Genomic DNA, 20,888 nt, shown 5'->3' with positions numbered 1-20,888 from the left:
GTCCATGGGTTTCAGCTCGCTCCAGGGCATGGGCATCTCCTTTCAGGGTCGCCCATGCAGCGTAGAAAACTGTTACCTATGTGCTTGAACTCAAGTGTTACCTATGTGAGTGAGTCGTACCTCGGCTTTCTTCTCGTTAGTCTTCTTTGCCGACGCAAAGAAGAGTGACCGGCAGCCCCCGCAGGGGGATGTCGTATGGCTCTTGGGTGCAAGCGCCATCGCCGATGAAATAAACAGCGAAACCCCCTGCTGGGCGGTGTCGTATGGCCCCAAAATCCAACACCAACAAGAAAATCACAAATCCGCCTCAGCGGCCAACCCCACCCCCACCCGCACCGCAGGTCCACTCCCACTCCCACTCCGCAACCGGCTAAAACTAACCACGGCCCCCACCAAAGCCACCCCCGCGGCAACAAAAAGCGCCACCCGGGCCGCCCCGCTGGCATCAACACTAAACAACAACGCCACAACAGCTGTCCCGGTAGTCTGCCCCAGCAACCGCGTGGTCGCCTGCGCCCCGCTAGCGCCGCCACTGCGCGCCGGCGGCGTAGCGCCAATCATCGCGCGGTTGTTCGGCGACTGGAATAACCCGAATCCCAATCCGCACATGGCCATGCGCCAGCACACGGCAAAGCTGGACGCTTCCGGCCCCAGTGTCGCCAGGCCGATCAGCCCGGTCCCAAGCAAGGCCAGCCCGATGCCGGCCAGGATGCTGGCGGGATAGCGATCGGACAGGCGTCCCGAGATGGGCGCCATGATGGCCACCATCAGCGGCCACGGCGTGATCAGCAGCCCGGTCTCGTGCAGCGTGCGGCCAAGCTGGTATTCCAGGTAGAAAGGCAACGCCACGAAGGCCAGCATCTGTGCCATGAAGGAGCAGAAGGATGTGCCCACCGCCAGCGTGAAGGCGCGGCTGGCGAACAGGTCCACCGGCACCAGCGGCGCATGCTTGCCGCGCTGCATGCGTACCAGCCACCATCCCAGCAACGCTGCCACCACCAGGCCGGCGGCGGCGGCGGGGCGCCATTGCGCGTGGCCCGCGCCGTCCACGCCCAGGATGAACAAGGCAAAGACCACGGCCGAGAGCAGCGCGCTGCGATAGTCGAAGCTGCGCGGCTGGGGCGGCGTCGCCGGCAGCGCGGTGCGGGCCAGTGCCAGCGCGAAGATCGCCACCGGCACGTTGATGGCGAACAGCCACGGCCAGCTCGCCACCGACAGGATCAGCGCGCCCACCGAGGGCCCCACGGCAATGGTGATGCCCACCACCAGCGCGTTCAGCCCGATGCCCCGGCCCAGCTTGGTGGGCGGATAGATAAAGCGCACCAGTGCCGTGTTCACGCTCATGATGCCGGCGCCGCCGATGCCCTGCAGCACCCGCGCGGCCACCAGCACCGGCAGGTTGGGCGACAGCGCGCACAACAGCGAGCCCGCCAGGAATATCGCCAGGCCGCTGCGGTACACGCGCTTGTAGCCAAGGATGTCGCCCAGCGAGGACAGTGGCAGCAGGCACACCGTGACGGTGAGCTGGTAGGCGTTGACCACCCAGATGGTGCTGGACGGGTCCGCCGCCAGCTCGCGCGAGATCGAGGGCAGCGCGATATTGGCGATCGAGCCATCGAGCACGGCCATGATCAGGCCGCAAAACACGGTGAGGATGGCCCAGGAGCGTTGGGGATAGGGTAGGCCTTGGTGTGGCTGCATGAGGGAGGGCGGCGGCTGAAGGAGTGGCGCGAGCAATGCTTGAGATGCTTGACGACACAATTATCGTCTCGCGGAGCGGCGCTTGCAAATGATCGGAATGTGGTAAGGCGGCGCCGGCAGTGTTGTTTTTCGGTCGCAGAGAAATAGGGCGGAAAACCCGCCGTACTCCACCAAATGCCCTGCTGGCCCAGCGCTATGATCCCCGGCACGATGTCCCGGAAACCAGGTCGCGAACCGCACCTCCCATGGGGACGCAGCGTTTTCCGGACCGCCATTAGCCATGTCAACACCAACCACCCAGGGCAGCTGGCAGCCAGTCCCCACCAGTCTCGATCCCGTCGACTGGAGCGCGCTGAGGGCGCAGGGGCACAGCATGCTCGACGATATGCTGGACCACCTCCAGGGCATCCGCGCCCGCCCGGTCTGGCAGCCGATTCCCGACGCGGTGCGCGCCAGCTTCCGCGAGCCGCTGCCCCGTGCGGGCAGCGGGCTGGACCAGGTGCATGAGACCTTCATGGATAGCATCCTGCCGTTTGCCGTGGGCAATGCGCATCCCGGCTTCATGGGCTGGGTGCACGGCGGCGGCACGCCGGTCGGGATGCTGGCGGAAATGCTGGCGGCCGGGCTCAATGCCAACCTGGGCGGGCGCGACCATATCCCGGTGGAGGTGGAGTGGCAGGTGCTGCGCTGGGTGATCGAGCTGTTCGGCTTTCCCGAGGATGCCAGCGGCCTGTTCCTGACCGGCTCCTCCATGGCCAACCTGTCCGGCGTGCTGGTCGCCCGGACGCGGGCGCTCGGGTCGGGGGTGCGGTCAACCGGCATGGCGCAGGCTTCGCGGCGCCTGACGGCCTACACCTCCACCCGGGCGCATGGCTGCATCGCCCAAGGCATGGACCTGGCCGGCCTCGGTAAAGACAATCTGCGCTCGATTCCCGTTGACGAGATGGGGCGCATGGATATGGCGTGCCTTGCCGCCGCCATCGCTGTCGACCGCGCTGCCGGCTTCCAGCCGTTTCTCGTGGTGGGCACCGCCGGCACCGTGGATACGGGCGCCATCGACGACCTTGCCGAGATCGCGCGCATTGCCCGCCGGGAGCAACTGCATTTTCACGTCGACGGTGCCTTTGGCGCCCTGGCCATGCTGTGCCCCCAACTGGCGCCGCGCTTGCGCGGCATCGAGCAGGCGGATTCGATCGCCTTCGATTTCCACAAATGGCTGCAGGTCCCCTATGACGCCGGCTTCTTTGTGGTCCGCGACCGGCAATTGCACTTGCGCACCTTTGCCACGCACGAGGGCACGTACCTGAGCCGCGGCGAGCGCGGCATGGCGGCCGGCTCCCCCTGGCCTTGCGATTTCGGGCCGGACCTGTCGCGCGGCTTCCGCGCGCTGAAGACCTGGTTCACGATCAAGGTGTACGGCACCGAGCGGCTGGGCGGCATGATCGCCCACACCTGCACCCTGGCGCAGGAACTCGCGCGGCGCATCGAATCCGAGCCGGAGCTTGAGCTGCTGGCGCCGGTATCGCTCAACATCGTTTGCTTCCGCTTTATCGGCGCCAATGCCAATGTTGATGCCGATGCGAACGGCGCCATCGAACAGGTCAACCGCGATCTTGTCGTCGCCCTGCAGGAATCCGGCCTCGCCGCGCCTTCGTCGACCGTGCTCGACGCTCGCTTTGCGATCCGGGTTGCGCTCTTCAATCATCGCAGCGCGCTGCAGGATATCGATGTCCTGCTGAACGCCACTCTCGCGCTTGGCCGGTCGCTGAGCGCCATATCACCCGTCTCCGTTCCCGAAGCCAGCGGCCTACCACAATGAACGCAATCCTTGATCCCGCCAACATGATGCCGGCCCCTGACACCCTGATCGGCCTGCGCCACCTGCTGCGGGCGGCCCATCAGAACGAGGACCTGCGCCCGCTCGGCGCCGAGCTGATCAACCACCTGCAGTCGCAGCCTGACGATGCCAATGCGTTGATGGATCTCTCGCTGGTCCTGCAGCTCATCGGCGATCACGCGCTGGCCATGACCATGCAGGCCGAGGCGCTGCAGGCGCGCCAGCTCTATCACTTGCCGACCTTGCGCGATGGCGAAGCCCGCCTGCGCGTGCTGGCCATCATGGTGTCGGGCGACCTGATGGCCAACACGCCGCTGGAGTGCTTGCTGGGCAACTCCGACGTGGCGCTCGATGCGCTCTACGTCACGCCGGAAAACCCGCTGCCGCAGGCCGTGCCGGAGCACGACGTGTTGTTCATCGCCGTGGGCGAATCCGACCGCACCCAGCCCGTGCTGGAGCACCTGCGCGCGCTGGCGGCAATCTGGCCGCGCCCGGTGCTGAACCAGCCGGATCGCCTGCAACAGCTCTCGCGGGACCGGGCGGCGTTGTTGCTGGCCTCGGCGCCGGGCGTGTGCATGCCGCCGACGCTGCGCGTGGATCGCCAGGTGCTGGCAGGCATCGCCGCCGGGCAGGCAGCGATCTCGTCGGTGCTGGGCGAGGGCGCTTTCCCGATCATCGTCAGGCCGCTCGGCTCGCATGCCGGCAAGGGCCTGGAGAAGATCGGCGACGCGGCCGAACTCGCTGGCTACCTGGCGCAGACGGACGAGCCGGCTTTCTATGTCTCTTACTTCATCGATTACCGCAACGATGACGGCCAGTTTCGCAAGTACCGGCTGGTGCTGATCGAAGGGCGCGCGTACGTGTGCCACGTCGGTATCTCCGAGCACTGGATGATCCACTATCTCAATGCGGGCATGGCCGAGAGCGCGGCCAAGCGGGATGAAGAGGCCGCCATCATGCGCGACTTCGACGACACCTTCGCGCTGCGCCACAAGGATGCCCTCGCACTGATCCAGGCGCGGCTGGGCCTTGATTACGTGGGCCTGGATTGCGCCGAGACGCCGGATGGTGCGTTGCTGGTGTTCGAGGCCGATACGGCGATGGTGGTGCACGATATCGATCCGGTTGACCTCTTCCCGTACAAGCAGCCGCAGATGCACAAGATCTTCGCGGCGTTCCGGACCATGCTGATCAACGCCAGCCAGGCCCATGCCGACCGCGTGGACGCGCACGATGCCGCTGCCATCGACGGCTGACCTGCTGGTCAGCGGCGGGGACCACCGCATCGCGCTGGATCCGGAGACCGGCCGTAACAAGTACGGTTGCCAGCCGCTCGCCTCAACGGGGCTGGTTCCCTTTGGCTCTTCCACGTCCTCGGGGATTTCTCCCGCCGCGTTCGCCGAGGTGGACGCGCTGCGCAACCGGCTTGCCGCGGCGCTGCCGCACCAGAGCGCGCCCGAGCTGTACTGCCGCGAGCTGGACCGGCTGCGCGGCGAGTTGCTGGCGCTGTGCGGCATAGGCGATGCGCTCGGCACCGGGCTTGTCTTCTCGGCTTCCGGCACCGATGTGCACCTGCTCGCGGCGCGCGTTGCCGCGCGGGTGGCGGCCGATGGGGCCGGCAGCGATGCGGGCAACGCGGGCGTTCAGGGCGTTCCGGGCCGGCCGCTGGTGATCCTGGCCGGCGAGGCCGAGAGCGGCAGCGGCGTGGCCGCCGCGCTCGCCGGGCGCCACTTCAGCACCTATAACGCACTGGGCCGTACCACCATCCCGGGCGAGTCGCTGAGCCAGGCCTGCGCCAGCGACATCCTCGATGTGCCGATCCGCCATGCGGACGGCAGCTTGCGGGATGCGAGCGTGGTCGATGCGCAAATCGAGGCGCTCGTCAGCCAAGCCGTGCAAGACGGGCGCCAGGTGCTGCTGGTGCTGATCGACGTTTCCAAGACCGGATGCATTGCGCCGAGCATTGCGTGCGTGACGGCGTTGCATCGCCGCTGGCCCTCGGCGGTGCAGGTCCTGGTCGACGCCTGCCAGTTCCGCATTGAGCCGGGTACGCTCCAGGCCTACCTGCGCAACGGCTGCATGGTGGCGCTGACCGGCTCCAAGTTTGTGACCGGGCCTTCGTTTTCCGGCGCCTTGCTGCTGCCCGCGGCAATTGGCAAGACACTGCGCGAGCGCGGCGTTCCGGCGGAGCTGCGCCTGTACTCCGCGCGCGAGGAATGGCCGCAAGGCTGGGCAAGCGCGCAGGCGCTCGGCAGTTATGCGAACTTTGGCCTGCTGCTGCGCTGGCAGGCCGCGATCCACGAGCTGCGCGAATTCCTCGCGGTGCCGGCCGGGCAAGCCGCTGACATCCTGCGGCGTTTTGCCAGTGCCATCCAGCAAAGGCTGGGCAGCGATCCTGCCTTTGCCGCGCTGGCGGTGCCGGCGCTTGACCGCACCGCGCTGGACACGCCATCCCACTGGGACGAGATCCAGACCATTCACCCCTTTCTGCTGTACCGGTGCCAGCCGGCGGGCGGCAGGGCCGCACTCAGCCGGGAAGAGACGGCCGCCATCTTTCGCCGGGTCCAGGCGCCGGGGAGCGCCGACGCGGGCGTGGCCTACCAGCTTGGCCAGCCCGTGGACAGCGGCCACAGGGCAGGTGTCCCGGTCAGCGCCTTGCGGCTGTGCATGAGCGCCAGGCTGGTAGTCCAGGCAGCGCGAGACCCGGATCAGGAGCGGCACCTCATCGGCCAGGCCCTGGCATGCCTGGATATGGTCTGCGCGCTGGTGCACACCCCCACGCGCGACGTTGGTGTCGCGCCGGTGCTGGATACAGCCTTTTCATAAATGCAATCGCGTTTCCTCGCGGATTACGGCGTCACGATATTGAAGTCAGGCTTGAATGTGTCGAGCATGCCCGCGAGTTCGTCGAATTTCTCGCCAGCGCCTTCCACCTTCGCCCCTCCCGCCTGCGACAATTTGCTCAGTGTGGTGGCCCCGCCCAGCACGCTGGCCAGGCCGAGCTTGTTGGTTGTGATCGTGACATCCGCCTTGGGAAGCTGTTTCCCGAGGGTATAGATCAGGACCGAATTGCGCAGCTCGATCGCGTACTGCTCGTTGGTCTGCGGATTGATCCAGTTGACATTGAGCGTCTTCCCGGCTGCCTTCTTCCCATTCAGGCGGATGCCGGCGTAATCCAGGATCATGTCGGCGGTCATCGCGTTCACCGTATCCGCCGAGGCCACGCCGGCGCCCGGTAGCTTGACGGTGCCATGCCGCAATTCCAGGGCGCCCATCAGGAATTCGTTACGCCATGTGGGACTCTCGGTTTGATACGCAAGCTGCTCCAGCGCATCGGCGCCCAGTTCGCGCGCCTCCTTGTTATCCGGATCGGCAAAGACAACGTGGTTCATCACTTCCGCCACCCAGCGATAGTCGCCTTCCTTGAACGATTGCCGGGCCTTGTCGATCACGCTCTTCGCGCCGCCCATGAACGCCACGTAACGCACGGCTGCCTCGGTGGGCGGCAGCTTGTACAGGTTTGCGGGGTTGGAGTCATACCAGCCGAGGTAACGCTGGTAGACCGCCTTGGCGTTGTGATTGACCGTGCCATAGTAGTCCCGGTTGTACCATTGCTTGCCAATGCTGTCGGGGAGTTTCAGCATCTCGGCAATTTCTACCGACGTGTAGCCCTGGTTGGCAAGATTCAGCGTCTGGTCGTGAAGGTACTTGAACATGTCACGCTGGTTCTCCAGGAACGGCACGATGGCGTCACCCCAGGTCGGCCAATGGTGTTGGGCGATCACGGCCTTGGCGCGCACGCCATAGCGATTGGCCGCTTCGTTGACGGTCTTCCACCATTCCCTGGCATCGCGCACCTGGGCGCCGCGCAGCGTATAGAGGTTGTGGAGCGTGTGCGTGGCATCCTCGGCCATGTTGAGCACCTGGAACTGAGGCAGCCAGATCAGCATTTCCGCGGGCGCTTCGGTATTGGGCGCCATCAGGAACTCCATCTGCACGCCGTCAATCGTGCGGGTCTCGCCGGTCTTTGTCACCGAATCGGTGGGGGCGATCAAGGTGACCTCGCCAAGCGAGGTACTCTTGCCGAGTCCACCATCGACCTGGCCTTGCGGCCCGCGCGGCAGTAGCGACCCATACATATACGTGGCCCTGCGGCTCATCGCGGTACCGGCGTAGATATTCTCGCTGACCGCTTCTTCCAGGAAGCCCTCGGGCGCCAGGATCCTTACCTTGCCAGCCTTTACATCCGGCTCGTTCACGACGCCCTTGACGCCGCCATAGTGATCCACGTGGCTGTGGGTGTAGATCACTGCTACGACCGGCTTGCGCGGCCGGTGCTGGTAATACAGGTCAAGCGCGGCTTTCGCGGTTTCCCTGCTGATTAACGGATCGATCAGGATCAGTCCGGTGTCGCCTTCGATAATCGTCATGTTTGACAGATCGAAGCCGCGTACCTGGTAGACGCGGTCGACAACGGCGAACAGCCCGTTGAACATATTGAGCTGCGCCATACGGTACAGGCTGGGATTGATGGTGTCGGGCGCCGTCTCAGCCTTGAGAAAATCGTACGCCGGCAGGTTCCAGGCAGCGTGCTTGCCATTCCCCGCCTGAATGACAAGGTCAGGTGTGGTGCCGATAAACCCGCGTTGGGCCGATTCGAAGTCGGTCCGGTCGTTGAACGGAAGTGCCTTGAGCACCGCGGCGTTGGCTTGCCGGGTCCGGTCCGTGGCAGGTTTGCCAGGCGCCGGGGCGGATTGCGCGTAAAGGAGTGCCGGGGTGCTCGCCAGGGCGAACGCCATTGCCAGCAGGCGTCGCTGAGGACCAAGTCTGTTCTTCATGTTTATCGCTTCTTCTTGTTATGGGTATTCACAGCAAGGATGTCGACTACTACCACGCGTGGTTGTAGTTGATGGACAGGACCTTCACATTTGCGGCCCCTGCCGGCGTGCTGACGGTCTTGAGGAAGGAAGCCGCCACGGCATCCGTAGGGGTGAAATTGAAACTTCCGCTGACACCAAGCTTGAGCGTGTTCTGCGCATTGTCTTGCTTGATGCCGTTGATTCTGGTCTGCCCCCCGTTGCTGTAGACCATGTCCACCGCCGCCCACAGCGCGCGGTTGAAGCTGTAACTGTAGTGCGCTTCCAGCGTTCCTAACGGCGCTTGCTGTAGCTTTCCGTGACCATCCGGCTGGAAGTACTCGCCGTTCTCGGTGTAGAACGAGACATTGCCATTGACGGACAGCATTGACTTGCCAAAAGGGTAGTTGAATGCGAGCTGTGGCTTGACCACCCAACGATTTCCACCGAAGTTGACCGGCTTGCTCCGGTCATATTGCCCGATGGGGACGGTAAGGAAGACTGCCGAGGTGAGAAGCGTCTCTGGTGTGGCCTTTGCAAATGCCTCCCGAGTCAGTGCCGGTGCGCCAAACAGGTTGGCTGCGAGCACAACGGTCAGGTCACCCGTGCCGTTCTTGCTGAACTCCCGCGACGCCAGCGGGGCAATGGAACTATCGATGTTGGCGCTTGCCCAGCTGTAGGGCAGCAGGAACTGGATGCCACCGGTCTTGCCTGCCACCGGAAAGGAATATGCATAGCGGACCAACGCCATGTTCATGGTGGCGTTGACCCCCTGCACGGGAAGGGTCGTGTCCAGTTGCGTGTTGGACTGAACATGGTTGTAGTAGAGATAGACCAGATTCGTGTCGATCGGGAGATTCATCCAGTCCCGTGCGCCGTCGGCAGCCGCAATGCCAGGCAGCAGGCCAAACAATAACGCCGCGGCCGAGGGGTTCAACCGTACGGCGTCGAGATAGCCTTGCCATGCAGGCCTGCGCGAAGTGCGTGCGCTCGTTAAGTTCTTGCCGCATTTTATTGCTCGTTTTCCCAGCGCGCGGCGTACGGAACGAACGGCTGGGGTAATGCCTTTTCGCATGAATGCTCCCAATCTGATGCGAAGTGAAACGCAATAAATGATCATCGGTGGATGACCGGCTGATGTGTGACGGCGAGCTTGGATAAATGACTGCGAGCTTGAAGCCCGGAAGAGGGGCATTAAAGCGATGCCCCACGGCCGCCGGCGCATGGCTAGTCGGCCATTCTTTTTTCACCCGTGAGAAGATCCTCGGACCCAACGAAAGCGATGCTCGGCGCAAAGGCGATTGGGTAGGCGTCTCCCACAAATTGTGCGTAGGTGGCGAAATAGTAGTAGACGGTCTCGCATCTTTGTACGCGGATATCCTGCGATAGCGAGTGGATTGGTGCACGCCAGGTCTTGGGGGGCGCTTTGCAGTCGCCCCTATCTCCGGAGTCAGTGACTGCCATGCTCTCCGCCTTCGCCACCGCCTCGTCAAGCTGAGACCGGATCATGGATTCGGGCGTCAAAGCGCAGCCGGAACTGAGTGCAATCAGGGATAGCGATAGCGGAAGCAGGTACATTTTCTTGGGTAAGAGTTACAGGCGCAAAAGGCCGATCGGCTATGGCCCAGGGCAGCCGTTCATCAACGCGATTGAACGGATAATCAGCAGTGCGAGCGAGCCGGAGCCGCAGGCAGGCCTAGGGGGCGAACCCGTTGAACTTGCCAAGACGTTGATGCAGAAACCATTCGACGATGGTCGATGGTTTGCCACGGCGCATCCTCCGCTCAGGGCATCGTGGTCGTGAGGTCTTGTCCCACCCTCCACTCGCGCGCCAGCCGCTCGGACTCGGCCCGCTGTTTGGCGGTCAGTTCCGCAGCCATTCCGGTGCGCAGCGCCATGTCTTCCGAACCCGGCTCGGCCTCGCGGGTCGACAGCAGCACCCAGGCGTAGGCCAGCACCATGTTGCGCGCCACGCCCAAGCCATTCTCGTAGGCCGCCGCCAGGTTGTTCTGGCCGGTGGGGTGGCCTTGCATGGCGGACTTGCGCAGCCATTGCACGCCTTCGCGCTTGTTGCTCAGGACCACGCCTTCGCCTTTGATCAACATGCCGCCCAGGTTCGCCTGCGCATCCGCAAGGCCCTGCACGGCCGCCTTGCGCAGCCATTTGACCGTCTCGCGATCATCCACCGGGCCGCCTTCTCCGAAGTGGTACTGGAGCGCCAGGTTGTACTGGGCCGGCCCGTAGCCTTGCTCGGCCGCCAGGCGGAACCAGCGCCTCGCCTGCGCAAAGTCCTTGGGCACGCCGTTGCCCGTCGAATAGAGACTACCAAGCTCATTGCGCGAATCCGCGTCGCCCTGCTCGGCGGCCTTGCGCAGCCAAGCCACGCCCGCCTGCATGTCCTCCTTGACGCAGGCGCCGCGGACATAGGCAATGCCCAGATGGCCCTGGGCCGCGGCCACGCCAGCTTTGGCGCGCGCTTGCAAGGTGGTGGTGGCGGGCTCGCACTTGCCACTGATCATCGCCGCGTACAGGTCCTCGGCCTCGCCAGCCCAGGCGCTGCCCGCGGCCATGGAAATGGCCGCGAGTCCGAGCGTCAAGGTACGGCGTGTTTCGTTGTGCTTCATTTCGCTTCTCGGTAAGGCAAGGCGCCAGCTTACTGGTGGCATGCCGTCAATAGAATAGGACAAGTCCTAAAATGCAAGCGTCGGCTGCAACCGATCCCTTCGAGCGGAATCGATCGCTATTCCCCGGGCCAGTCACTGCACCGACATCAATGCGAGAGAGGTGGCGGTGCTCATGGAATTCGCCGCCCAAGCGATGCCTTATTGTAAGATCTATCTTCTAAATTTAGGATTTGTACTAAAAATGAGGGCCCCGGCCAGGATGCAGCAAGGCAAAGGGAACGCTCGCGAGACAAACACAAGATCATCGGGAAATCGACCTGGATTGCAGCGGTTGTAGTGCTGAAGGTGGGACCTGGACGCATGGCGGGCCTGGACGAGTACACATCAATCACACCGTAGCGCGGGCACGTCACCAGGTATGGGGTACCTAAACATGGCCCCCCGACTGCACGTCACGCGCAGGAGCATCGAACGTGCAGATCATCAAGCCTTGGCGTGAGCAATACTGGCACCTGGCAATCGTGCTGGCAGCCATGCTGATTCCCGCACTCGTCATGGTGCCGCTGGTATTCCTGCAGGGAAGGCAACGCGCCGACGGCGAAGCGTTGGTCACGGCGGTGGCGATCCAGAAGCAGATGGACAACATCCTCGGCGTGGTCACCGCCAATGTCGACAAATCCATGGCGCTGCTCGGCAAGCCATGCCAGGAGGTGATCGGCGAACTCACGCGGATGAGCACCCTGAGTCCGTATTTCCGCTCGCTCATCCTGGTCCATCAAGAGAAGCTCTACTGCTCGCCGGTCCTGGGCAAGGTCAATGACATCCCGCTCACCCTGGCATTCGACGCGATGACCAGCTTGCCATTGGGGCCGCGGATCACCCCGAGCGCGGGCACCTCCCTGGTCCCGGACCGGCCCGCGGTCATCGTCTCGCGAGGCATCGGCAACGGCTCGGGCGTGCTGGCCGTGATCGACGGGCAGTATCTGCTGGACATTCAGGCAGCCGCCTCGTACAGCGGCCAGTTCCAGGTCCAGATCCTGCTCAGCGACTCGCTGCGCCAGTTGCCGACCGGTGCGCCGTTGGCGACGCCAACCGGCCCGCGCTACCGGAACAGCATGAAGCTGGCCAAGTCTGCCGCTTTTCCCATCGAGGTGCGCGTCGCGGTCGCACCGGCGCTGATCACCGCTTACCGCCATGAACTGTGGCGTCACTACGCGCCTTTCCTGGTACTGGCGGCGCTGTTCTCGGGATACCTGGCACATCTGTTCTGCAGGCGGCGCTTGTCCCTGGTCAACGAGATCTACCGAGGCATGCGCCAGCGCGAGTTCCACATGGTCTACCAGCCGGTCATCCGGTTGGCCACGGGGGAGTGCAGCGGGCTCGAGGCCCTGGTCCGCTGGCACCGGCCCGGCCGGGGCAATATCCGGCCGGACATCTTCATCCCGCTGGCGGAAGACAATGGCGTCATCGGCGACCTGACTCGGCATATCTTCGATCTGGTGGCCGCCGACTTGCCACGCTTGGGGCTGGGGCCGCGTGACCACATTGGTGTCAATGTCAGCGCTTCCCACCTGGCGACGCCCGGATTCGTCGATGATGTGCAGCGGCTCCTGGGCAAGCTCGGCCCCGACGGGCCATTGCTGGTCCTGGAGGTGACCGAGCGCGAAGCGCTGCCGAACGACGAGCAGGTGCAACGCAATATCGCGCACCTGCGCGCGCTGGGTGTGCTCTGGGCGCTCGACGACTTCGGCACGGGGCAGAGTTCGCTGTCCTACCTTGAACAGCTCCATGCCGATTTCCTCAAGATCGATCGCTCGTTCGTCATGGGCATCGGCACGGACTCCGTCAACGCCGTGGTGCTCGACACCATCATCAGCCTGGGCCAGCGGCTGCATCTGGAGCTGACCGCCGAGGGGATCGAGAACGAGGTGCAGGCCGCCTACCTGCGACGGCACGGCGTGCATTGGGCGCAAGGCTATCTGTTCGCTGCGCCGTTGGGGGCGGGTGAGTTGGCTGCATGGCGCCACAACCGTCCCCGTGTCACCGAGGCCGCCCCGGAGACCATGCCGGCCCCATTGCCGGGTTGAGACCTGCGGATTCAACCGGCGGGTGGCACCACGCCGCTTGCTTGTTGAGACCTTAACGCTCCCCATTAACACCCGCTTGCGCAACGCAAAGCGGCCCCGGCGCTACTTGCGCCAAATTCCATAAAACCTGCCCCCTCTCCAGGAGGGGGGATATCTTCCGATTTCTTGCCGTTAGCCATTCTGCAGCATGGTTCCGTATGCATTCGGAATTGTGCTGTTTAGGCCATAACAAGACGGCGCGACGCGAAGACGATCGCCCAGATCATCACAAATAGGAAAGGCGGGAACGGGATTGCAGCGCAACGGTTCGCATTGGCGATTCAAGCCATGACGCATGGACCATTCCGCAGCGCCAACGTCCCAACGGGACAAGGGGATCAAATCGTGAACTTCAACAGCCTGACCATCAAGGGTAAGCTCGTGCTGAGCTTTAGCCTGCTAGCCCTCATCGCGCTATCCATTTCCGCTTTGTCGCTACGCGCGCTGAGCCAGGCCACGGACGGCTTTTCCCGCTACCTGCATGGCATCAACGCACGCGCCGAAGTCGCCGCGCAGGTGCGGACCGCTGTCGACCGGCGCGCCATCGCGGCGCGCAACCTGGTTCTTGTCACCAGGCCCGAGGACCTGGCCCTGGAGAAGGCGGCCGCATTGCGCGCGCATGACGATGTGCAGGCGCAGCTGGCAAAGCTCAAGGACATGGTGTCGGGCAACAGCGACGCCAGTGACACCGCGCGCAACCTGGTGCGCGAGATCGATCGCGTGGAGTCGCGCTATGGTCCCGTGGCCATCGCCATCGTGGACCTCGCGCTCGCCGCCAAGCGCGACGAGGCCATCCTCAAGATGAACGACGAATGCCGCCCCTTGCTGGGGGCGCTGGTCAAGGCGACCGATGCCTATACTGAGTTCACCAAAGGCCGCCAGGTCGATACGGTGCGCAAGCTGGAGGAGGACTATGCCGCGCAGCGCAACCTGCTGATCGTCATGTCCATTGCCGCCGTGGTGCTCGCCGCGGTGGGCGGCCTGCTGATCACGCGCTCCATCACCCGGCCCATGCAAACGGCCGTGGACGTGGCGCAAACGGTAGCGCGCGGTGATCTGGGCAGCCAGATTGCCGTAGTGGCGCGGGACGAGACAGGCCGCCTGCTGTCGGCCCTGCGCGACATGAACGAGCGCCTGACGGAGATCGTTTCCCGCGTGCGCCAGAGCAGCGCAAGCATCGCCGGCGCGTCGGCGGAGATCGCCGCGGGCAATGCGGACCTGAGCCAGCGCACCGAAGAGCAAGCGGCATCGCTCGAGGAAACCGCCGCTAGCATGGAAGAGCTGACCACCACCGTACGCCTGAGCAGCGAGAACGCCAGGCAAGCCAACGAACTGGCCCGGGAAGCCGCCGATATCGCGCAGAGCGGCAGCACGGCGGTTGGCCGCGTGGTCGATACGATGCAGGGCATCAGCGCCAGCTCTACCAAGATAGCCGACATCACCGGCATGATCGAAGGCATCGCCTTCCAGACCAATATCCTCGCGCTCAACGCCGCGGTGGAAGCTGCCCGCGCCGGTGAGCAAGGCCGCGGCTTTGCCGTGGTGGCCAGCGAGGTGCGCAGCCTCGCGCAGCGCTCGTCAAGCGCCGCCAAGGAGATCAAGGAACTGATCGCGGGCTCGCTCCAGCAGATCCAGGACGGCTCCACGCTGGCGGGCGAAGCCGGGCAGACCATGAACTCGGTGACCAAGGCGGTCGCGCGCGTGAGCAGCATCGTGGAAGACATTGCCAGCGCGTCGATGGAACAAAGCCGCGGCATCGAGCAGGTGAACCAGGCGATCTCGCAGATGGACCAGGTGACCCAGCAGAACGCTGCCATGGTGGAACAAGCCGCCAGCGCGTCGCGTGCGCTGCAGGAACAGGGCCAGGAGCTCAACGAGGTGGTGGCGTTCTTCCGCCTGCCGGGGGCCGGCGGCGCTGGGCGGCCGCATGCACCGGCGAGCGGCCGGGAAGCACGCCGCCAGCGCTCCGCAGCAGTGGCCTGAGCGCGCGCTTGCGTTCCCGGATGTGGCTGGCGTGGCCAGCGCCCCGGAGTCATTCCGGGTGCCGCTGGCACATTGATCGTTCTTGCCTTCCCGGGTCACGATCGATATTGCGTGCTCCGGCAGCCCGGGCGCGAGCTCATTGAGCACGCCGCTTAACCAGTCGTCATACGCCGGTGAGGTTTCGCCGTTGCCCACCGCCGTCATCCACTGGTCGATGCGCAAGGTGTGGCGAACAGTTAGCTGATGAGATTCCATGCCTCATGATGGCTTGGCGATGGCTGCCGCGAAAGAGTGGAATTACTCAGTTCACACACCCTGTATTCGCATCCGTTGCCAGGGGAAGGACTAGGGGAGGGGGAGAGTATTTTTACTCTTTCCGATCCAGCGGGAACCCATGACAATGCGGCCGTTGCTTCGATTCAGCGAAAGACGAGCCTCGATGCCCGCCCGGAGCGTGGTTAACGGCAGCGGATGCCAATACTTGATCCCCTCCGCAAGAGGGGGCTGAATTGCGGCGCAAGATGTCCGTTATGGCAAGACAGGGGCCGGGATGCGCCTGGGGTTGTTGCGTCCCGTGCAATCTGTGGCCTAGCCCGGGCGAAAAGCGAACCGGTGCGAGTAATCCGCTATGTCAACGCAATATGACGGTATGTCTTTCGAAGCGCGCCGGAAACGCCGTCATCTTGCCTGCCCGGCAAGTATCCCGACCTGAATCTCCCCATGCGCTCTGATAATTCCGACGCCCAGCCCACGATTCTTGTGGTGGATGATCTTCCAGAAAACATCGCGATGATGGCCGCGTTGCTTCAGGATCGCTATCGGGTGAAGGTGGCGACCTCGGGCAGTGCGGCGGTGCGCATCGCCACGGCGGCGCCGCCAAGCCTGATCTTGCTTGACGTGATGATGCCGGACATGGACGGCTACGAAGCGTGCCGGCAGCTCAAGGCGAACCCGGCCACCATGGACGTGCCGGTGATCTTCCTGACGTCCCGTACCGGCGAGCACGACGAGACGCGCGGGTTCCAGGTGGGCGCGGTGGACTACATCATGAAGCCGCTCAGCCCGTTGGTGATGCACGCGCGCATCGCCACCCATCTCACCCTCAAGAACGCCAGGGATTTTCTCCGGGACAAGTCGGCCTACCTGGAGCAGGAGGTGCAGCGGCGCCTGCGGGAGATCTCGGTGATCCAGGATGTCACCATCATGGCCATGGCATCCCTGGCGGAGACGCGCGACAACGAAACCGGCAACCACCTGCGGCGCACCCAGCACTACGTGCGCCGCCTGGCGCAGGCGCTGCGCCACCATCCTCGCTTTTGCGACGAGCTCAACGACGAGACCATCGAGCTGTTGTTCAAGTCGGCCCCGCTGCATGACATCGGCAAGGTCGGCATCCCCGATCGCATCCTGCTCAAGCCCGGCAAGCTGACCGCCGAAGAGTTCGAGGTCATGAAGACCCACACCACGCTGGGGCGTGATGCCATTGCGCATGCCGAGGCCCAGTGCGGCACCCCTAACTCCTTCCTGCGCTACGCRCGSGAGATTGCGCACTATCACCAGGAGAARTGGRAYGGCAGCGGCTACCCSGAMGGGTTGTCGGGMGATGCGATTCCKGTSTCCGCGCGCCTSATGGCGRTYGCCGATGTCTACGACGCGCTCATCAGCCGGCGTGTCTACAAGCCCGCATTTCCGCACGAGCAGGCGGTAAGGATGATCGGCGAAGGACGCGGCAGCCATTTCGATCCGGACATGGTGGACGCGTTCCTGGCCATCGCGCCTGAGTTCCTGGCCATATCCCAGCGCTACGCGGACACCGACGCGGACCATGCGCGCGAGGCAGCATTGCTGGCCGCCAACGGCTATCCCGCCACCACGCCGCAAGCATGATGGCCGCATCCGGCTCTGGATTGCTGGCGGCCTGGCGCAGGCGGGTGGCCACGCGCGCCGGTCTGCGGCGCTACGTCTATCCCGTGCTGCTGGTGGTGACAGTCTGCCTGCTGGCCGGCGGCGCCGCCCAGCTGGTGTACGAGAACGACCGGGCCAACCTGGGCATGCGCGTGGAGTCGATGCTGGCGACGAACGCGCGGCTGCTGGGGCTCTGGAGTGGCGAGCAACAGCGGCGCGCCGAGCGGATTGCGCGCCTGCCGGAGGCACTCAGCTTCGCGCGCCCGCTGCTCTTGGCGCCAGGCCAGCCGTTGCCGGATGGCGAGGCGGTGGCCAGGTTCGAACGCTGGGTGACCCCGGTCTTTCAGAGCGGCGGCTACCTCGGCTATGTCCTGGCTACGCCGGACCTCAAGATCGTGGCGTCGGAGCTGCCGGGGCGCACCGGCCGCCTGCTCTTGCCGGAACCTGCCCAGACGGCCCGGCGGGCGCTGGAAGAGGGCAGCGCGGCCTCGCCGCCTTATCCTGCGCCGGAGCGAACCCGGGACCCATGGGGCACGCTGGTGGACCTGCCGTTCCAGGTGGTGTGCGCCCGGCTGCTGGACGCGGGACGCGCCATTGGCGTGCTATGCCTGCGGCTGGATCCCGGTGCCGTGATGCTGCCGATCATTGCGGCCGGCCAGTTCGGCCGCACCGGTGAGCTTTACGCCATCGACGCCAGGGGCCGGCTGGTGTCTCCCAGCCGCTTCGGTCCGGAGCTCGAGGCCAAGGGCCGGCTGGCGCCGGGCACCGCATCCATGCTCAATGTATGGGCCCGGGTCCCTGGCCAAAGCGGCAAGGACGGGGGTAGCGCCCAGCCGGGCGGCCCGCTGACCCTGGTTGCCGAGCGCTTGCTGCGCGACCATGCCTCTGTGCTTGCCTACGACTATGCCGACTACCGTGGCCAGCGGGCCGCGGGCGCAGGCATCTGGGTCCCCGGCCTGGAGATGGGCTTGATCGTGGAGCAGGACATGGGCGAAGCGTTCGCCCCGTACCTGTTTACCCGCGACGTGCTGGCGGCACTGACGGCCATCATCCTGCTGCTGATCGGCACCGCCACGTGGATCGCGCGGCGGGACGGCAGGCGCCTGGCGGAGAGCCAGGAAAGGATGCGCGCGATGCTCGAGCACTCGCCCGCCATGATGTCGCTCAAGGACCGCGATCACGCCATGCTGGCCCTTAACCCGGCCATGCAGGCGCTGCTCGGCGCGAGCGAGGGCGAAGTCCTGGGCAGGTCCGATTGGGATTTCGGCTCCAATCCTGAAGTCGCACGGGCACGCCGGGACATGGAGGCGCGCGTGATGTCCTCGGGCAAGGCCGAAGAGCACATCTATGCGCTGGAGACGCCCCATGGCGAGCGCCATCTCCAGGTGACGCGTTTCCCGGTGCGTAACCCGGCTACCCATGAGGTGGTGGGGGTCGGCGCGGTGGGCATCGATATCACGGAGCAGGTCGAGGCCAACAACCGGCTGACCTCGCTGTCCCAGACGCTGGAGCGCCGCGTCGAGGAACGTACGCGCGAGCTCGCCGAGACCAATGCCGAACTGGTCGTGGCCAAGCAGGCCGCGGAGAGCGCCGCGCATGCCAAGGCCAGCTTCCTGGCCAATATGAGCCATGAGATCCGTACCCCGATGAACGCGGTGATCGGCATGGCGCATCTGGCGCTGCGCACGCGGCTCGACGACAAGCAGCGCGGCTACCTGGAAAAGATCCAGCATTCCGGCCAGCATCTGCTCGAGATCATCGATGACATCCTGGACCTGTCGAAGATCGAGGCCGGCAAGCTGGAGATCGAACGGATCGATTTTTCGCTGGAGCGGATGCTGCGCACGGTGAGCGACCTGGTGGCCGAGCGGGCCGTTGCCAAGCACCTCGAGCTGATCGTCGAAGTCGCCCCGGACGTGCCGGACTCGCTGCGCGGCGATCCGCTGCGCTTGCGCCAGATCCTGATCAACTTCGCCAACAACGCGGTGAAGTTCACGCACCAGGGTGAAATCGTCATACGCGTCGAGCGCCACGGCGACGGGCAATGCCAGCCCCGCATCCGCTTGCGCTTCGAGGTGCGCGACACCGGCATCGGCATCGACCCCGCGATCTGCGCGCGCCTGTTCCAGAGTTTCGAGCAGGCCGACGCCTCGACTACCCGGCGCTACGGCGGCAGCGGCCTGGGCCTGGCCATCTGCCGCCGTTTGGTGGAGTTGATGGGCGGCACCCTCGGGGTCGAAAGCACGCCGGGCAAGGGCAGCAACTTCTGGTTCGAGCTGGACCTGCTGGCGGGCAAGAAGCGGCCTGCCAGCGCCATGGTCGCGCCACAACTGGCGGGCTGCCGCCTGCTGGTGGCGGACGATCACGACTACGCCCGCCAGGTCATCATTGCCATGCTGCGCAACTTTGGTTTCCGCGTGGACGAGGCGGGTTCCGGCCGGGCCGCCCTGGCAAGGATCGCCCAGGCCGACGAAGCCGCCGATCCCTACCAGGCCGTGTTCATCGACTGGAAGATGCCTGGCCTTGACGGCATCGAGACCGCTCGCCATATCGATGCCATGCGCCTGCGCCACCCGCGCCCGCGCCGCGTCATGATTACCGCCCATGGCCGCGAGGAAGTCTTGCGCGAGGGCGAGCGATCGGGCTTTGACGCGACGTTGATCAAGCCGGTGAGCGCATCGCTGCTGCTGGAGGCGACGGTGCGCACGCTGTCCCCGGACAATGACGCGCCACCGGAGGCGGCTGAGCCGCATTCAGCGGCGCTCGACGCCATGCCGGAGCTGCCGAGCGCGCGCGTGCTGCTGGTAGAAGACAACGACATCAACCGCGAGGTCGCGGTTCACTTGCTGCAGGCCGCGGGCATCTATCCCGATACGGCCGAGAACGGCGCCGTGGCGCTGCACCTGCTCCAGTCCGGCGCTTACGACCTGGTCCTGATGGACGTGCAGATGCCCGTGATGGACGGGTTCGAAGCCACCCGGCACATCCGCGAGCAAGAGAAGTTCGCAAGCCTGCCGGTGGTGGCGATGACGGCTAACGCGTTGCCGGAAGACCGAGCGCGCTGCCTGGCGGCCGGCATGAACGACCATATCGCCAAGCCGATCAGCCCGCCGGCCTTCTATGCCATGCTGCGCCAGTGGCTGGCGGTGCCGGGCGGCGATGACGCGGCCCCGTCAGCCGGGTCCCGGCCGGCCTGGGTGGACGCGCTGGCAAGCTCACCGCATCTTGACGTCGGCGGCGGCCTGGGCCGCGTCAGCGGCCGCGCGGAAGTCTACCGGCAGTTGCTTGAGCGTTTTGCCAGCGGTTACGCCGACATGCCGGACCGGATCGGCGAGCGGCTGGCCTGCGGCGACCGCGACGGCGCATTGTCGCTCGCGCACTCGCTCAAGGGCCTGGCCGCCAATCTTGGTGCCATGCCGATCTCGTGCGCGGCGGCTACGCTGGAGGCGAGCCTGCAGCTTCCTCACGCGCCCGGGCGCCCCGACCCCGTCACGCTGCTGGCTGCCTTGCGCACCAGCTTCCCGCCATTGCTGGCGACCTTGCGCACGCACCTGCCAACCGGGCCCGCAGCGTTGGATGGCGGCGCGCCGGATACGTCCGGCCCCCATGCGGATCCCGATGTCACGCAGGAGGCCGTGCTCAAGCTACTGCGCGAACAGCTGGAAGAGGGCGACAGCGCGGCCAACAACACCTTTGCCCGCTACCGGGACGTCTTTACCCGCCTGCTGTCCGCCGATGGCTGCCAGCGGCTGCAGGCGCAAGTCGAGCGCTACGACTACGTGGCGGCGCTGGCCACGCTGGATGGCGTCGTCGCGCCCTAGGGGCGGCCTCGGCATCCCCGGATAGCGGGAATCGC

General features: G+C 65.2%; 11 protein-coding genes. 7 read left to right on the top strand and 4 right to left on the bottom strand.

The features are described 5' to 3' along the window. Positions 1–294 precede the first annotated feature (294 nt). The gene (locus AC1DQR_RS34780) at positions 295–1,701 is read right to left on the bottom strand and encodes an MFS transporter (RefSeq protein ID WP_416051695.1); all 1,407 of its coding nucleotides are present in this window, start codon (positions 1,699–1,701) and stop codon (positions 295–297) included. Between the two features lie 280 nt (positions 1,702–1,981). Between AC1DQR_RS34780 and AC1DQR_RS34775 the strand changes: the two genes are divergently transcribed. The 3 genes from AC1DQR_RS34775 to AC1DQR_RS34765 are packed head-to-tail and all read left to right on the top strand — an operon-like array spanning position 1,982 to position 6,364. Next, on the top strand, positions 1,982–3,520 hold the full coding sequence (locus AC1DQR_RS34775) for a pyridoxal phosphate-dependent decarboxylase family protein (protein WP_477134682.1): 1,539 nt from the start codon (positions 1,982–1,984) through the stop codon (positions 3,518–3,520). Then, on the top strand, positions 3,517–4,794 hold the full coding sequence (locus AC1DQR_RS34770; RefSeq protein ID WP_477134681.1) for an ATP-grasp domain-containing protein: 1,278 nt from the start codon (positions 3,517–3,519) through the stop codon (positions 4,792–4,794). The genes AC1DQR_RS34775 and AC1DQR_RS34770 overlap by 4 nt, the downstream gene beginning before the upstream one ends. Continuing rightward, positions 4,772–6,364, top strand: coding sequence for a hypothetical protein (locus AC1DQR_RS34765; RefSeq protein ID WP_477134680.1), 1,593 nt, complete (start codon positions 4,772–4,774; stop codon positions 6,362–6,364). Before AC1DQR_RS34770 ends, AC1DQR_RS34765 begins: the two co-directional genes overlap by 23 nt. Before the next feature lie 23 nt (positions 6,365–6,387). Here AC1DQR_RS34765 and AC1DQR_RS34760 read toward each other — a convergent pair whose 3' ends face one another. From AC1DQR_RS34760 to AC1DQR_RS34750, 3 genes are all read right to left on the bottom strand, one after another. After that, positions 6,388–8,376: an alkyl/aryl-sulfatase gene (locus AC1DQR_RS34760; protein ID WP_477134679.1), complete on the bottom strand. Its 1,989-nt coding sequence runs from the start codon at positions 8,374–8,376 to the stop codon at positions 6,388–6,390. A gap of 49 nt (positions 8,377–8,425) precedes the next feature. Continuing rightward, positions 8,426–9,469 (bottom strand): transporter, encoded by a 1,044-nt coding sequence (locus AC1DQR_RS34755; RefSeq protein ID WP_416051701.1) that lies wholly within the window; start codon positions 9,467–9,469, stop codon positions 8,426–8,428. Between the two features lie 709 nt (positions 9,470–10,178). Then, positions 10,179–11,018 carry a tetratricopeptide repeat protein gene (locus AC1DQR_RS34750; RefSeq protein WP_477134678.1) on the bottom strand — a complete coding sequence of 280 codons (840 nt, stop codon included), beginning with the start codon at positions 11,016–11,018 and terminating at the stop codon, positions 10,179–10,181. Between the two features lie 473 nt (positions 11,019–11,491). On the opposite strand from AC1DQR_RS34750, the gene AC1DQR_RS34745 reads away from it, so the two are divergent. The 4 genes from AC1DQR_RS34745 to AC1DQR_RS34730 all read left to right on the top strand — a co-directional run bounded on the left by AC1DQR_RS34745 (position 11,492) and on the right by AC1DQR_RS34730 (position 20,853). Continuing rightward, a complete protein-coding gene (locus AC1DQR_RS34745) occupies positions 11,492–13,105 on the top strand; it encodes an EAL domain-containing protein (protein ID WP_416051703.1) in 1,614 nt (537 codons plus the stop codon). Positions 13,106–13,489: 384 nt separating this feature from the next. Then, positions 13,490–15,127: a methyl-accepting chemotaxis protein gene (locus AC1DQR_RS34740; RefSeq protein WP_416051704.1), complete on the top strand. Its 1,638-nt coding sequence runs from the start codon at positions 13,490–13,492 to the stop codon at positions 15,125–15,127. Between the two features lie 720 nt (positions 15,128–15,847). Beyond that, entirely contained in the window at positions 15,848–17,014 is a 1,167-nt protein-coding gene (locus tag AC1DQR_RS34735) for a response regulator (RefSeq protein ID WP_477134677.1), read from the top strand. Continuing rightward, positions 17,011–20,853 (top strand): response regulator, encoded by a 3,843-nt coding sequence (locus AC1DQR_RS34730; RefSeq protein ID WP_416051705.1) that lies wholly within the window; start codon positions 17,011–17,013, stop codon positions 20,851–20,853. Before AC1DQR_RS34735 ends, AC1DQR_RS34730 begins: the two co-directional genes overlap by 4 nt. Positions 20,854–20,888 lie beyond the last annotated feature (35 nt).

The organism is Cupriavidus sp. 05L411 (genome assembly GCF_056398045.1).
The sequence above is the reverse complement of the archived record's forward strand: the minus strand, read 5'-3'. Positions and strand labels throughout refer to the sequence as shown.